Source organism: Nonomuraea sp. NEAU-A123 (genome assembly GCF_018603905.1).
GTDB lineage: Bacteria > Actinomycetota > Actinomycetes > Streptosporangiales > Streptosporangiaceae > Nonomuraea.
The window spans coordinates 97,418-110,842 of record NZ_JAHFZZ010000019.1 but is presented as its reverse complement, the minus strand read 5'-3'; the positions used below and the strand labels follow the sequence as shown (position 1 = coordinate 110,842).

At 70.3% G+C, this 13,425-nt stretch carries 14 protein-coding genes; 3 read left to right on the top strand and 11 right to left on the bottom strand.

Annotated features, from left to right (window positions below; all coding sequences use genetic code 11):
- Positions 1 to 8 precede the first annotated feature (8 nt).
- Entirely contained in the window at positions 9 to 1,016 is a 1,008-nt protein-coding gene (locus KLK06_RS42965) for a LacI family DNA-binding transcriptional regulator (protein ID WP_214641478.1), read from the bottom strand.
- A 160-nt stretch (positions 1,017 to 1,176) separates the two neighbouring features.
- On the opposite strand from KLK06_RS42965, the gene KLK06_RS42960 reads away from it, so the two are divergent.
- Complete coding sequence (locus KLK06_RS42960) at positions 1,177 to 1,800, top strand: nucleotidyltransferase domain-containing protein (protein WP_214641477.1); 624 nt, start codon at positions 1,177 to 1,179, stop codon at positions 1,798 to 1,800.
- Between the two features lie 53 nt (positions 1,801 to 1,853).
- On the opposite strand, the gene KLK06_RS42955 is transcribed toward KLK06_RS42960, so the two are convergent.
- The gene (locus KLK06_RS42955; RefSeq protein WP_214641476.1) at positions 1,854 to 2,744 is read right to left on the bottom strand and encodes an alpha/beta fold hydrolase; all 891 of its coding nucleotides are present in this window, start codon (positions 2,742 to 2,744) and stop codon (positions 1,854 to 1,856) included.
- Positions 2,745 to 2,788: 44 nt separating this feature from the next.
- On the opposite strand from KLK06_RS42955, the gene KLK06_RS42950 reads away from it, so the two are divergent.
- Positions 2,789 to 3,367, top strand: coding sequence for a TetR/AcrR family transcriptional regulator (locus KLK06_RS42950; protein WP_214641475.1), 579 nt, complete (start codon positions 2,789 to 2,791; stop codon positions 3,365 to 3,367).
- An 87-nt stretch (positions 3,368 to 3,454) separates the two neighbouring features.
- On the opposite strand, the gene KLK06_RS42945 is transcribed toward KLK06_RS42950, so the two are convergent.
- The 3 genes from KLK06_RS42945 to KLK06_RS42935 all read right to left on the bottom strand — a co-directional run bounded on the left by KLK06_RS42945 (position 3,455) and on the right by KLK06_RS42935 (position 6,095).
- Positions 3,455 to 4,312 (bottom strand): hypothetical protein, encoded by an 858-nt coding sequence (locus tag KLK06_RS42945; protein ID WP_214641474.1) that lies wholly within the window; start codon positions 4,310 to 4,312, stop codon positions 3,455 to 3,457.
- Positions 4,313 to 4,406: 94 nt separating this feature from the next.
- Positions 4,407 to 4,787 carry a peptidase inhibitor family I36 protein gene (locus KLK06_RS42940; protein ID WP_214641473.1) on the bottom strand — a complete coding sequence of 127 codons (381 nt, stop codon included), beginning with the start codon at positions 4,785 to 4,787 and terminating at the stop codon, positions 4,407 to 4,409.
- 636 nt (positions 4,788 to 5,423) lie between these two features.
- Positions 5,424 to 6,095, bottom strand: coding sequence for an O-methyltransferase (locus tag KLK06_RS42935; RefSeq protein ID WP_214641472.1), 672 nt, complete (start codon positions 6,093 to 6,095; stop codon positions 5,424 to 5,426).
- Between the two features lie 68 nt (positions 6,096 to 6,163).
- On the opposite strand from KLK06_RS42935, the gene KLK06_RS42930 reads away from it, so the two are divergent.
- Positions 6,164 to 7,141 (top strand): aldo/keto reductase, encoded by a 978-nt coding sequence (locus KLK06_RS42930; RefSeq protein ID WP_214641471.1) that lies wholly within the window; start codon positions 6,164 to 6,166, stop codon positions 7,139 to 7,141.
- 203 nt (positions 7,142 to 7,344) lie between these two features.
- Here the strand turns inward: KLK06_RS42930 and KLK06_RS42925 are convergent, their stop codons facing one another.
- Genes KLK06_RS42925 through KLK06_RS42900 form a run of 6 tightly spaced genes read right to left on the bottom strand, consistent with a single transcriptional unit; the run spans position 7,345 to position 13,402 of the window.
- Positions 7,345 to 8,496 carry an FAD-binding oxidoreductase gene (locus tag KLK06_RS42925; protein ID WP_214641470.1) on the bottom strand — a complete coding sequence of 384 codons (1,152 nt, stop codon included), beginning with the start codon at positions 8,494 to 8,496 and terminating at the stop codon, positions 7,345 to 7,347.
- A 26-nt stretch (positions 8,497 to 8,522) separates the two neighbouring features.
- Entirely contained in the window at positions 8,523 to 9,323 is an 801-nt protein-coding gene (locus KLK06_RS42920) for an ABC transporter permease (protein WP_214641469.1), read from the bottom strand.
- Entirely contained in the window at positions 9,320 to 10,192 is an 873-nt protein-coding gene (locus KLK06_RS42915; protein WP_214641468.1) for an ABC transporter permease, read from the bottom strand. Before KLK06_RS42915 ends, KLK06_RS42920 begins: the two co-directional genes overlap by 4 nt.
- Positions 10,156 to 11,253, bottom strand: a complete 1,098-nt coding sequence (locus KLK06_RS42910; RefSeq protein WP_214641467.1) for an ABC transporter ATP-binding protein — start codon at positions 11,251 to 11,253, stop codon at positions 10,156 to 10,158. The genes KLK06_RS42915 and KLK06_RS42910 overlap by 37 nt, the downstream gene beginning before the upstream one ends.
- The gene (locus KLK06_RS42905; RefSeq protein ID WP_214641466.1) at positions 11,250 to 12,299 is read right to left on the bottom strand and encodes an ABC transporter substrate-binding protein; all 1,050 of its coding nucleotides are present in this window, start codon (positions 12,297 to 12,299) and stop codon (positions 11,250 to 11,252) included. The genes KLK06_RS42910 and KLK06_RS42905 overlap by 4 nt, the downstream gene beginning before the upstream one ends.
- Positions 12,296 to 13,402, bottom strand: a complete 1,107-nt coding sequence (locus KLK06_RS42900; protein WP_214641465.1) for an ABC transporter substrate-binding protein — start codon at positions 13,400 to 13,402, stop codon at positions 12,296 to 12,298. Before KLK06_RS42900 ends, KLK06_RS42905 begins: the two co-directional genes overlap by 4 nt.
- Positions 13,403 to 13,425 lie beyond the last annotated feature (23 nt).

The window sequence follows — 13,425 nt, the reverse complement described above, 5'->3', positions numbered from 1 at the left end:
TGGTCGTGTCAGGGAGCGGGGCCCGTGCTGCCGCGGATCTCGATGCGCGGGCGGAAGCTGAGGTCGTGATCCGGCTTCTCGCCGTTGAGCAGCGCGTGCAGCCGCTTCCACGCCTCCTCGCCCAGCTCGACGACCGGAACCGACGCGGTGGTCAGCGGCGGCGTCATGTACTTCGCGAACGGGATGTCGTCGAACCCGGTCAGCGACAACTGCTCCGGCACGCGTACGCCGCGCTCGTTCAGCGCACTGAGCAGGCCCATCGCCACCAGGTCGTTGAACCCGAGCACCCCGGTCGCCCCCGACGCGATCACCGCGTCCGCCACGGCGTGCCCATCCTCGAACGTGACCCCGCACGGGATGCCGGCCACGTCCGCGTCGGGATGCTCGGCGCGGAACCGGGCGAGCCCGGTGAGCCGCTGGGTGTTGGACACGCTGTCGGGATTGCCCTCCAGGTAGGCGATCCGGCGGTGGCCGAGCTGGTAGAGATGCCGGGCGAGCGGCTGGATGCCCGCCTCGTAGTCGGCGGTGAGGGTCGGCGCCAGGACGTACGGGCTCTCGCGGTTGATCAGCACCACCGGCGCCAGCTCGGGCAGCAAGACCCTGAGCTGGTCCTCCGGCATCCTGGGCGCGCAGAGCACGATCGCGTCGCAGCAGCGGCGTGTCTCCAAGGCCAGGGTGCTCTCCTCGCCGGCCGTCTCCAGCGAGTCGGCCACCAGTACGTGGTAGTTGTCCTTGGCGGCGGCACGGGTCAGGCCGCGCAGCACGCTCTGGAAGGTCGGATTCTCCAGGTCCGGCACCATGATGGCGACCCGCTGGGTGCGGCCCAGCACGAGCGAACGCGCCAGCGGGCTGGCCGAGTAGCGCAGCTCGGCCGCCACGGCGCGGACTCGCCCGGCGATCGCCGGGTCCACGTGGTGGTTGCCGTTCATCACCCGGGACACCGTCGAGATGGAGACTCCGGCCTGTTTCGCGACCTCGATAATGGTCACCGGCCGGCCGCTTGCGCCCCTGGCCATGCGCCGTCCTTCGGGTAACTCGCTGGGAGCGGCTCGGGAATGTGGTGGGGAAAACCTTTTTCAAGAATGATATCCGCAGCCGGGGCAGTCTGTCGCCGCCTCCTGGTCAGTGTCCGGAGGTTCCTCGCCGGCGAAGGCTGCGGTCATACATGATTTATGGATGATGAGGATCGAGACGCCATGGGGACCTTGGGAGGCTGCGCCGCTTGGCGAGGTCGTCGCGCTGATGCGTGGGCTGGCGGTGCCGTGGTGGGTGGCCGGCGGGTACGCGATCGAGCTGGCCGTGGGCCATGCGTATCGCGAGCATGGGGACGTGGACATCGCGCTGCTGCGCCGGGACCAGCTCGCGATGCGGCGGCTGTTGGACGGCTGGGACGTCCACGCCGCGGTCGTGCCCCAGACGCTGCGGCCATGGGCGCTGGACGAGGTGCTGCCCGAGCAGGCGCACGACATCTGGGTACGCGAGCATCCGGACGGGCCATGGCGGTTCCAGCTCATGCTGGACGAGGCCGACGGCGAGGAGTGGACCTACCGGCGCGACCCTCGGATCCGGCGCCCGCTGGCCGGGCTGACCGTGGAGGAGGACGGTTTCCACCGGCTTTCCCCCGAGGTGCAGCTGCTCTACAAGGCCAAGGGTGTGCGGCCGAAGGACGAGGCCGATTTCGAGGCGGTCCTCCCGGTGCTGAGCGACGGGCAGCGGCGCTGGCTGGAGGAGGCCCTGGAGATCGAACACCCCGCACATCCCTGGCGCGCGCGCCTGCGCAAGGGAGTGTTCGACAGTTAAAGGGCGATGGTGACACCTGCCAGGCAGCCGATCTCCTCGGCAGCCGACGATTGTCAAGGGCCGGCCGTTACCCCGGCCGCGTGTTCCAGGATGCGCTCGTTGACCAGGTCTGGCACGTCCAGGGCGATCGCGTGCCCGGTTCCCGGCACGAGTTCGACTTCGGCGGCGGGCAGCACCTGGGACAGCCGACGGGCGACGGCGGCCGAGTCCTGCATGGTGCTGTGCTTGCCGAACAGGATGCGCGTCGGCGCGGTCACCGCCCCGAGTTCGTCGTCGGTCAGCGGGACCATCGCGGGCTGCCCGCCCTCGTATAGATATGTGCCGGTAATGGCTACCTTGACATCCTCTGCCCGGTTGATCGAGTCGCTGTACAACAGCTTCGCCAGCGGGCGGCGCAGGAGGGGTGGCAACAGCATGCCGATCCCGCACCCGATCCCCCACGCGTAGTGGGAGAAACCGGCCACGCGGAAGGCGGCCGGGTCGAGCAACGTCATCCCGGCCACCCGTTCCGGCGTGTGGATCCCCTGAACCAGAGACATGTAGCCGCCGTAGGAGAAGCCGACCAGGTAGACGTGGGGGACCCCGATGCCGTCGAGGACCTCGCGGATCCAGTGCGCAAGATCCTTGGTGTCGCGCAGCGGCGCCGTCTGGTGGCTGCGGCCCGCCGTGCCGAGGGGGTCGACCAGGTAGACCGGGTGGCGGGCGCCGACAGGGCCGCAGGCGTGGATCCAGCCCAGCGAGTTGCCGCCCATGCCGGGCAGGAACATCACCGGCAGCCCTTCGGCCGCGCCGGTGCGATAGAGGCGGGTGGTGCCGTAGCCGGTGGGGACGTCGAGCGGCTCCAGGGGCACGGGCCAGTCGCGGATCACGGCGTCATACCCCGTGAAGTAGCGCTGCGCGGCCCGGTCGCTGCGGAAACGGCCGATAGGGGAACGTGCCTTCATGGTACGAACGTATCACAGTCATGATACGGTCGTATCATGGCGGGGTGCCGACGAACGTGAACCACGAAGAACGCCGCCACCAGATCGCCGAGGCCGTCGTACGCATCGCCGCCTCGCGCGGCCTCCAGGCGGCCAGCATGCGTGAAGTCGCCGCCGAGGCGGGCGTTTCACTGCGGCTGGTGCAGTACTACTTCCACACCAAACAGGAGCTGCTCTCCTCGGTGCTCGCCTACCTGGGCGAGCAGCTCGGCCGGAGGATGACGCGCGCGGTGGCCGCACATGGCGAGCCCGCGTCCCCCCGGACCTTCCTGTACGCGGCGTTGACCGCACTCCTGCCCACCGACGAGGAGAGCCGTCGCATCGTCCTGGCCTACACCGCGCACTTCACACTCGCCCTCACCGACTCGGACCAGGCGGCGGCCGGCCTGTCCTACGCCAACGCCCTGCGCGACCTCGTGGCGCAGCGGTTCGGCCAGGCCGAGGTGAGCGGCCACCCGGGCGCCAAGGCCGCCGTGGCACTCGCCCTGGTGTCCGGTCTGCAACTGAGTGTGCTCGCCGGTCAGTACACGGGCGAGGAGGCGGTGGCACTGCTCACCGCCCACCTCGACGAGGCGTTCCGCTAGGGAGCATCCGACAAACGATCAACGTTCACGGTTGACCGGTCGGTCGTGATGCGACGTGGCATCGGCAAGCTGAGGCAAGAGGGCCGGTCAGCCGCGGGCGAGGACGGCGCGGGCGGCCGCGAGCTGCTGATCCTTGGTCGCCTGCAGCGCCTGGAACTCGGTGGGGTGAGCGCTGATGGCGTCGTCCTGGATGCGTTTCTCCGCGGCGGACCAGATGGTGACGAGGCCGGTCTTCACCTTGCACCGCACGTCCGCCTGCGCCGCGCGGATCTCCTCCTGGGAAGCGGGACCGGCCTTCATCCACCGCTGGTCGGTGATGGCGGCGAGCGGATTGGCGTACTGCCGGCCTTGCTCTCGCATGCACGTACTCCAGGCCTGGAAGACCTGGACGACCTTGGGATCCCGCTGGGACTGCTCGAAAGTCTCCGAGATGAGCCTGTTGAACAGGGCCCCGTCGACCTGCGGGGTGCCCTGTTCCAGGTGAGCCCGCGCCTGCCCAAGGCAGCCGTCCTTCTCGCCGGACGCGGCCCGCTGTTCCTTCGCCGACAGGCTCCGCGCACGGCTGTCGCGTGCGGCGGCGCGCCGGGCCACGGTAGGGCGGTCCGGCGGGGCGTGATAGCCGAAGAGGCGGGCTATCTCCGGTTCGACGACACCGTAGCGGCGGCGGTTCTGCGGCTCCAGGTCCTCCGCCGCGCTCGGCGGCAGCACCTTCCACGCCATGCCGAGCTGCCGCATGCAGCCGCCGACGAGGAGCTCCTCGGCGCGATCAAGGATGCTGATGTCCGACGCGGAGAAGTTGTACCGGTCGAAGGGGATCGAGAGCTCGCGCGCCTCCACCCCCGGCGGCGGCACCGGAACCTGCGGCTCCGTCGCCGCCGCCGTCGAACAGGCGGCTGTCGCCGCGGTCAGGAGGACCCCGACCGCTCCCCACAGCCGAACAGACACGCTGATTCCTTCGGTCGGCCGCGGGCGGGTGCCGGGCGCGTTAGCTGGCCTTGATGCACCTAGTTGTCGATCTGGTCACACCACTGTTCGGGGCTTACACCTTGATGTACTTGATGGAGCTGGTCTTGTTGTCGAACCCGTTGTTCGTCAGGTCGGCGTCCTCGGAATGCGGGCTTGCCGCGTAGCCGTACGCGCCGGAGCAGTTGGCGGAGTCGTAGAACTGCACCCTGGCACCGCTGTTGTTCCTCATGGAGCTCGCCTTGTTGTTCACGGTGAGCGAGTTGTAGCACACGTAGCCCTCGAACATGAACTCCTCTTCTGCGCCCGCCCAGTAGTCGTTCTCGTACAGGCAGAGGCCCAGCACGCAGGTGCTTAATGCTTGACTCGTCTCGGCCTGCGCGGTGGAGCCGACCCCCACCAGGCTGGCCAGGACCAGCGCCACCACACCGGCGCTGCGCACCGTCGCTCGCTTCATGGACACCTCATTCTCGTGGCACCGAAATTGTTAAGATCATAGTCAGATCCCGCCAAAGCCCGGGCCGTCTGTGTGGATCCCGCCGGCGGGCCGATTTGACCCGGCATCCGCCCCTCCATGGTGTGCCTGGCGATCAGGACGTCAGGCGATCGCCTCCAGCCCCGCGACGACGCCTCCGGTCAGCAGCCCGCTTACCGACCCGCTTACTGACCTGCGCACCGACCGGCCCGCCGACCGGCCGCATGTCGAGGCCGCGCGTATCGACGAGTAGCCCGCTACGGAGCCGCCGGCGGAGGGACTGCCTGCGGAGACATCGGATGCCGAGGCGTCGGATGCCGAGAGGTCGGATGCCTGGAAACCGGGCGGCGGAAAGCCGGATGCCGGGAGGTCGGGCGTTGGGAAGCTGGGCGGCGGGAAGGGTCTGGCCGCCGAAAGTCGGCCGTACCTGCGGCGGATCAGCGAGGAGGCCACGGTGGAGCCGCCGGACGTGCTGTTCGAGTCGGTGGTGACGATGCTGTTGGCCGGTATCGAGGCGGCCCTCCTCCGTCCGGCCCGGGACGCCGACGCGCCGCTCTGACGCCAATCGGCCGCCTTGACGTCAAGGCGGCCGATTGGCGTCCCTCCAGGGGGCGCCGGTCAGCTGTCCGTGGTTCTGGCGCCGGTGTGGCAGCTGATCTCCATGCCGTCCTCCACCGGAAAGGCGACGCTGACGTACCCGTTCGCCGGATCGCGTACATAGTCCAGATAGTCGGCCATGGTGGGAAAGGTGATGTCGTCGGCCACCACCAGCGCCCCCGGCGACAGCCGAGGCTCCAGCAACCGCAGAACCGGCAGGCACAGCTCCTTCCACCCGTCCAGCAGCACCAGGCCGATCGGTCCCGGTACGTCGGCGAGAGTGTCCAGGGCGTCGCCGGCCAGGATCGTCACCAGGCCGCCGAGACCGGCCTCATCCAGGTTGGCCCGTGCGGCGGTGATCTTGGTCGTGCTCATCTCAGTGCTGAACACCTGGCCCGTGCCGTTGTCCGCGACCGCGGCGGCCAGATAGAGAGTGGAGATCCCGTACGAGGTGCCGAACTCCACGACGGTCTCCGGACGACCGGCCCGGACCAGCGTGTAGAGCAGGTCGCCACCCCGCGCGGAGATCGGCAAGTAATGGGCCGCCAAGGCGTCGGCGCGCTCCTGCGCGGTGGCGGTCGCCAAGGAGCCGCCGGGGATGGGGCCGTGCGGCGTGTCGTCATCGCGATCCGCCGCGGTGAACAGCCGGTCGAGAACGGTGCGGACCAGCGGAGAGTGCAAAGTGTTGGGCATGGCCAAAAGACTAGACTGACCGTTGCGTCTTGTCTACTGCGGAGGTGTGTGGTCGTACGATCGGGAATGTGGAGAAGCGTGAGCTGGGCAGGACGGGCAGGCAGGTCGGCGTGGTCGGCCTCGGGGCGTGGCAGTTGGGCGCCGACTGGGGTGAGGTCGGGGAGGACGAGGCGCTGGCGACGCTGCACGGCGCCGTTGACGCCGGGGTGACGTTCATCGACACCGCCGACGTGTACGGCGACGGGCGCAGCGAGCGCATCGTCGGCCAGCTGATCAAGGAACGGCCCAGCCTGACGGTGGCCACCAAGATGGGCCGCCGGGTGCCGCAGGAGGTGTCGGCCTACACCCTGGACAACTTCCGGGACTGGAACGACCGATCCCGGCAGAATCTCGGCGTGGACACCCTCGACCTGGTGCAGCTCCACTGCCCGCCGACCCCCGTCTATGCGGACCAGGCGGTCTACGACGCGCTCGACACCATGGTCGAGGAGGGCAGGATCGCCGCCTACGGCGTGAGCGTGGAGACCTGCGCGGAGGCGCTGACCGCGATCGCGCGGCCGAACGTCGCCAGCGTGCAGATCATCCTCAACGCCTTCCGGCTGAAGCCGCTGGAGGAGGTGCTGCCGGCGGCGATCAAGGCCGGGGTCGGGATCATCGCCCGCGTTCCGCTGGCCAGCGGGCTGCTGTCGGGCCGGTACGACGAGCACACCCGCTTCGCCGACGACGACCACCGCGCGTACAACCGGCACGGAGAGTCGTTCGACGTCGGCGAGACGTTCTCAGGCGTCGACTACGACACCGGGCTGCGGGCCGTGGCGAGGCTCAAGCCGCTGGTGCCGGAGGGGATGACGACCGCCCAGTTCGCGCTGCGGTGGATCATCGACCAGCCCGGCGTCAGCGTGGTGATCCCGGGGGCCCGCGACGCGCGCCAAGCCGCCGCCAACGCCGCCGCGGCCGGGCTCCCCGCGCTCACGGAGGAGACCCGGGCAGCGGTCACCGCCGTCTACGACGAGCTGATCCGCCCCCAGGTCCACCACCGCTGGTAACAAACCACCGCTCTTCGGAAACCACCGCTCTTCGGAAACCACCGCCGCCCGGACCTCTGCGGCTCGGACCCCCGCAGCTCGCTGCCGGAGCCCGAAGAGCGGAGGCTCAGGCCGCGGGAGCACGGCGAGCCCAAGTACGGGCCGCGAGCAGACCGCGGAAGCACGGGCCGCTGGTGTGCGGTCGTGCGGGCAGGGGCCGAGGATTACTGCTGGCCGGGACGGCGGGCCGGGGTCGGGGCGGGGCCGGCCGTGCCGTCCGCGAAGCGGCCCGGCCGGAACGTCGCCAGCAGCGCCGACTCCTCGCCGAACAGCTCGCCCGACACCTCCTCCATCAGCAGCGGCGCCAGCGTGACCCCGCTGTGCGTGGCCACCGTGTACACCCGCCGCCCCCCATCCGCGAACCCGGCCACGGCCAGCCCGTCGCCGGGCATCGCCCGCTGGCCCACGACCGCGCGCTCCACCGTCGCGCCCTCGGTCGCGCGCAGCACGTTCGGCAGCAGCCCCATGATCTCGTCCAGGACCTCGCCCGGCACGTCGGCCGCCGGGTCCGCCCGGTCGTCCAGGTGCAGGGACTGCAGCAGCACCCGGCCGCCGCCGTCGGGCCGCAGGTTGAGCCCGGCGGTGGTGAGCACCCGGGACAGCCGGGCGGGCAGCGGCGCGGTGGTGACCAGGAACCCGTTGGTGACCTTGCCGGACACCGCCGGATCCAGCATCGGGAGGTCCACCCCGGCCAGCGCCGCGACCCCCTGCGTCCAGCGTCCGGCGCAGGTGACGACCACGTCGCAGGCGAAGGTACGCCCGTCGGCCAGCGTCACCTTCGCGCCCGACGCCGTCGTGTCGATGGCGGTGACCTCGGCCCCGCACTCGATCGTGGTCCCCCGGTCCCGCGCCTCGCCGAGCAGCCGCCCGAGCAGCCGCGTCGCCTGGACGTAGGCCTCGCCGGGGAAGAACACGTACTCGGTGCCGGCCGGCGGCGGCACCAGGTCGGGCTCCAGGGCCAGCGCCCGGCGGGCCGTCACCCGCTCCACCGGGTAGCCCATGCCGATCAGCCGCTGTACGCGGCTCTCGAGCAGCTCGCGATGCTCGTCGCCCACGGCGTACTCGAGGTTGCCCGTCGGGAAGAACCAGTCGCCCGAGGAGCCCGCGAGCTGGTGGTGCGCCCACACGGCGGCCTGGTTCAGGTCGAAGTACTCCTTGGGCGTCTTGTTGTTGGCGTTGATCCACGCCACCGACGTGGAGGTCGTACCGGATCCCGGTGTACGTGCCTCCAGGACGGTGACCTGCGCGCCGCGCCGGGTGAGCCCGGCCGCGATCGCGGACCCGACCACCCCCGCACCGATGACGATGGCTCGCACATTGACTCCTCTCGGTTGGGGACGGCTCAGCGGTGCTGTTCGGCGTCGGCGCCGAACAGCCGGGCCACGCCGACGAAGCGTTCGATCACGACGACCGCTACCGCGGCGAACAGCACCATCAGCGTGCCGATGGCGGTGACCGTGGGGTCGTAGTCGTACTGCATGTAGTTGAAGATCCGGACGGGCAGCGTCTGCAGGTCGGTGGTGACCACGAACAGCGCCACGGTGAGGTCGTCGAAGGAGGTGATGAAGGCGAAGAACGCGCCTCCGATCAGCGGCCCTCGTACGGCCGGCAGCGTTACGTGCCAGAACACCAGGAACGGCGCCGCGCCGAGCCCGGCGGCGGCCTTCTCGGCCGAACGGTCCAGGCCCGCCAGCCCGGCGAGCACGAGCCGCACCGTGTAGGGGACCGTGAGCACCAGGTGGGCGAGCAGCAGGGTGAACGCGCTGGAGGCCAGCCCCATCTGCGCGAACCACTGCAGCAGCCCGATGCCGAGCACGATCGTGGGCACCGCGAACGCGCCGGACAGCACCGCCTCGAGGGCGCCCCGGCCGGGGAAGCGGTGCCGGTGGATGGCCAGCCCGCAGGCCAGCCCCACCACGGCCGACACCGCGGCCGCGGCCAGGGCCACGCCGGCGCTGAGCGCGAAGGAGGACAGGAACTCCTCCTTCCGGAAGACTTCCGCGTACCAGTGCAGGGTGATTCCCTGCGGCGGGAAGGTCACGTACCTGGTCGTGGTGAGCGAGGAGGCCACGGTGACCAGCACCGGCGCCACCAGGAACAACCCGACGAGAGCCGCGAACACCCGGCCGAGCAGCCGCGTCATCCGAACACCACATCCCCGTTGCCCCTGCGCAGCAGCCGCGCGTAGCCGAGCAGCAGCCCGGTCGTCACGACCACCAGCACGAACCCGATCGCCGCCGCGTACGGCCAGTCGAGCGTGGTCGTGGCCTGCGTGTAGACGAAGTACGGCATGAGCTTGACCTTGGGCCCGCCGAGGATCGCCGGGGTGACGAAGCTGGAGGCGGTCAGGCTGAACACGATCATGGCTCCGGCCAGCATGCCGGGCGCCGACAGCGGCAGCGTGATCCGCCAGAAGCAGGTCCAGGCGGGCGCCCCGAGCCCCTTGGCCGCGGGCACCAGCGTCGGGTCGATCCGGTCGAGGCTGCCCATCAGCGGCAGCACCATGTAGGCCAGCATCACGTGCACCATGCCGATGAGCACGGCGGTGTCGTTGTAGAGCAGTTGCGGTGGGGTGATCCCGATCCATTTCAGGACCGAGGCCACCGGCCCGTTCGGGCCGAGCACCACCAGCCAGCCGTACGCGCGGATGACCATGCTGATCAGCAGCGGCGACAGCAGCAGCAGCGCCAGCCAGTTACGCACCCGCGGCGAGCGGCCGCGCAGGTAGAGCGCGAACGGGTAGCCGATGAGCAGGCAGCCGATCGTGGTCATGGCGGCGACCTTGAGCGTGTTCCACAGGACGCCCCGGTAGAACGGGTCGCCGAGGAAACGTTCGTAGTTGCCGAGTGTGAAGGCGCCCGTCTGCGTCCTGAAGCTGTTGGCCACCAGGGTGAACAGCGGCGCGATGAACAGCAGGGCGAAGATCGCGATCGCCGGCAGCGCGAGCAGCAGGCCCGTACGCCAGCGGGAGCGGCTCAGCGCGCCGTCAGCGACGCGTCCGACGGCCGCCATGCGCAGGTCACCTCCGCCCCGACCTCGGGTACCTCGGCGTCGAACGGCAGAGCCGCCGTCACCGTGCCCGCCTGGGTGGTGACCACGCACCGGATCCGGGAGCCGAGAAAGCGGGTCTCCCGGACGCTGCCGGTCAGGCCGTTCCCGCCCGCACCAACGCGTACGACCTCCGGACGTACGTAAACGCGCACGTCAGCGCCTTCGGCCGGCGGCTCGCCGACCGGTGTGGCGGCAACGGTTACGCCCGCCACCCGGCAGGCGTAACCGTCGGCGGCGGGCCCGGCGGCCGTGCCGTCCAGCGCGTTGACCTCGCCGATGAACTGGGCCACGAAGTCGGTGCCGGGCCGCAGGTAGATCTCGCTCGGCCGGTCGAGCTGGTGGATGACGCCGTCGGCCATGACCGCGATCCGGTCGGAGACGGCCAGCGCCTCCTCCTGGTCGTGGGTGACCAGGATGGTCGTGGTCCCGATGCGCCGCTGGAGCGCGACGACCTCCTCGCGCAGCCGCACCCGTAGCTGGGCGTCCAGGTTGGAGAAGGGCTCGTCGAGCAGCAGCAGATCGGGCTGGATGACCAGGGCCCTGGCCAGCGCGGCGCGCTGCTGCTGCCCGCCGGACAACTGCCGCGGGTGACGCCCGGCCATCCCGCCGAGGCCCACCATCTCGATCACCTCGTCGACCTGCCGTCTGCGCTCGGCCGCCGCGACCTTGCGCATGCGCAGTCCGAACGCGACGTTGTCGGCGATGGTCATGTGCGGGAACAGCGCGTACGACTGGAAGACCATGCCCATCGAACGGCGGTGCGGCGGCGTGCCGGTGATGTCGCGGCCGTCCACCTCGATCACGCCGCCGTCGGCGGTCAGGTGCCCGGCGACCATGTTCAGGGTGGTGGTCTTGCCGCAGCCCGAGGGCCCGAGCAGGGTGAGGAACTCGCCCGGCTCGGTCTCCAGGTCGACCGCGGAGACGACCTCCTTGCCGCCCAAAGACTTGCGCACGCCGTCCAGGCGCAGTCGTCCCCGCCGCACGGCCGTCCCGGCGGGGGCTTCGGTGGTGCTCGTGCTCATGACTGCTCGACCTCCTTCGTCCATCGATCGGTCCAGGCGGCGCGCTCGCCGTTGACGGTGGCCCAGTCCAGCGGGGTCATCTCGGCCGCCTGCTTCGAGCCGACCACCCGCGCGGCCAGCGCGGGGTCGAGCGTGGCGTCGGAGACGGTCGGCCCGTCGTAGCCCTCGGCCGCCAGCTTCCGCTGGATGCCCGGCTCCAGCAGGGCGTTGACGAACTTCTGCGCCAGCTCGGCGTGCGGTGCCTTGTTCACCACGTTCGCGGTGGCCAGCAGGGGGATCGCGCCCTTCTCCGGGTACACGAACGTGATCGGGAAGTTCTTGTCGGCCAGCGTCTCCACGCGCGAGCCGCCCCACACCGTGGCGACGGCCTGCCCCTGCAGGAAGTAGTTGGACACGTCGGCGGTGGTGTCGAAGGTGAAGGCGTTGGCCGCCACCTTCTTCACCCCGGCGAAGCCCGCCTCGACCGAGCCGTCCCCTTCGCGGGCGGCGAGCATCAGCGCGCCCACGCCGTAGGTGTTGCTGATCGACGGCAGGACGACCTTGCCCTTGAGCTTGGGGTCGGCCAGGTCGGACAGCCGCTTCGGGGCGGGCAGCCCGTTCTTCGCGTACCACTCGCTGTTGTAGGCCAGCCCGGTGGCGGTCATCGCGAACCCGACGCCCACGTCCTGCGGCAGCCGGGCCACCTTCTCCACCTTGGGCAGCCGGGTGACGGCCGCGGGGTCCAGCTTGGCCAGCAGCCCGGCCTGCACCGCCTGGGCCTGCGGTCCGTCGTCGATCAGCGCGACGTCGATCTGTGGGGCGTCCTTCTGCGCCTTGAGCTTGGCCACCGTGTCGGTGGAGCTGCCCGCGATGTAGGTGACCTCGCACCCGCAGGTCTTCTCGAAGCCGGGCATGACGGCCTGCTCGAAGGCCTCCTGGTACGAGCCGCCGTACCCGGCCACCACGAGCTTGCCCGCTCCGGCGGACGTGGCGGTGGGCGGGGCGCAGGCCGCCAGCGCGGTCAGTGCCAGCGCCGCGAGCAGCCCGTGTGAACGGGAAATGGTCACGAGGTCTCGATCTCCTTGTTCCAGCGGTCGGTCCACGCCGAACGGTTCTTGTTGATCGTCGGCCAGTCGAGCTTGCGCAGCTCACCGGCGTGTTCCTGACCGACCACGCGCTCGGCGAGCGCGGGATCGAGCGTGACGCCCTTGACGGTCGGGCCGTTGAAGTTGACCTCGGCCATCAGCTTCTGCGCCGCCGGGTCCAGCAGCGTGTTGACGAACTTCTGCCCGAGGCCGGCGTGCGGCGCCTTGTTCACCACGTTGACCGTGGCGATCAGCGGCAGCGCGCCCTCCTCCGGGTAGACGAACGCGATGGGGAAGCCCTTCTTGGCCAGGAGCTGCACCCGCGAGTTGCCCCACACGGTGGCCACGGCCTGCCCCTGGAGGAAGTAGTTGGACACGTCGGCGGTGGTGTCGAAGGTCACGGCGTTGGCCGCCACCTTCTTCACCCCCGCGAAGCCCGGGTCGATCGCCGATTCCGAGCCGCCGCCGACCTTGGCGGCGATCAGCAGCGCGCCCAGGCCGTACGTCTGCGTGATGGACGGCATGACGAGCTTGCCCTTGAGCTTGGGGTCGGCCAGGTCGGCCAGCCGCTTCGGCGCCGCCAGGCCGTTCTTCTTGAAGTAGTCGGTGTTGTAGGCGATGCCGGTGGCGTTCAGCGAGAAGCCCACGCCCACGTCGTCCGGCAGCCGGGCGATGTCGATGACGTTCGGCAGGTTCGTCACGGTCTTCAGGTCCAGCTTGGCCAGCAGGCCGGCCTGTACGGCCTGGTTCTGCACGCCGTCGTCGATCAGCGCGACGTCGATCTGCGGGGCGTTCTGCTGGGCCTTGAGCTTGGCCACCGTGTCGGTGGAGCTGCCGGCGATGTAGGAGACCTCGCACCCGCAGGTCTTCTCGAAGTCGGGGATCACCGACTGCTTGAACGCCTCCTCGTACGAGCCGCCATAGCCGGCCACGACCAGGGTGCCGGGGGCGGCGGACGGGACGGGGGCGCCACAGGCGGTGAGGCCGAGAGCCCCGGCCAGGCCGACGACGGCCAGGGAGCTGCGTGTCATTGGGGCGGGGCGCAGGCCGGGCAGCCTGGTGCCGATGACGGCGACAGAGGTCATGAGGAGTCCGATCCTGGGCATGG

Bases quoted from the DNA above. Each gene is read 5' to 3' on its own strand.
- KLK06_RS42965 (WP_214641478.1), bottom strand. From the start codon at position 1,016: ATGGCCAGGGGCGCAAGCGGCCGGCCGGTGACCATTATCGAGGTCGCG.
- KLK06_RS42960 (WP_214641477.1), top strand. From the start codon at position 1,177: ATGATGAGGATCGAGACGCCATGGGGACCTTGGGAGGCTGCGCCGCTT.
- KLK06_RS42955 (WP_214641476.1), bottom strand. From the start codon at position 2,744: ATGAAGGCACGTTCCCCTATCGGCCGTTTCCGCAGCGACCGGGCCGCG.
- KLK06_RS42940 (WP_214641473.1), bottom strand. From the start codon at position 4,787: ATGAAGCGAGCGACGGTGCGCAGCGCCGGTGTGGTGGCGCTGGTCCTG.
- KLK06_RS42935 (WP_214641472.1), bottom strand. From the start codon at position 6,095: ATGCCCAACACTTTGCACTCTCCGCTGGTCCGCACCGTTCTCGACCGG.
- KLK06_RS42920 (WP_214641469.1), bottom strand. From the start codon at position 9,323: ATGACGCGGCTGCTCGGCCGGGTGTTCGCGGCTCTCGTCGGGTTGTTC.
- KLK06_RS42915 (WP_214641468.1), bottom strand. From the start codon at position 10,192: ATGGCGGCCGTCGGACGCGTCGCTGACGGCGCGCTGAGCCGCTCCCGC.
- KLK06_RS42910 (WP_214641467.1), bottom strand. From the start codon at position 11,253: ATGAGCACGAGCACCACCGAAGCCCCCGCCGGGACGGCCGTGCGGCGG.
- KLK06_RS42900 (WP_214641465.1), bottom strand. From the start codon at position 13,402: ATGACCTCTGTCGCCGTCATCGGCACCAGGCTGCCCGGCCTGCGCCCC.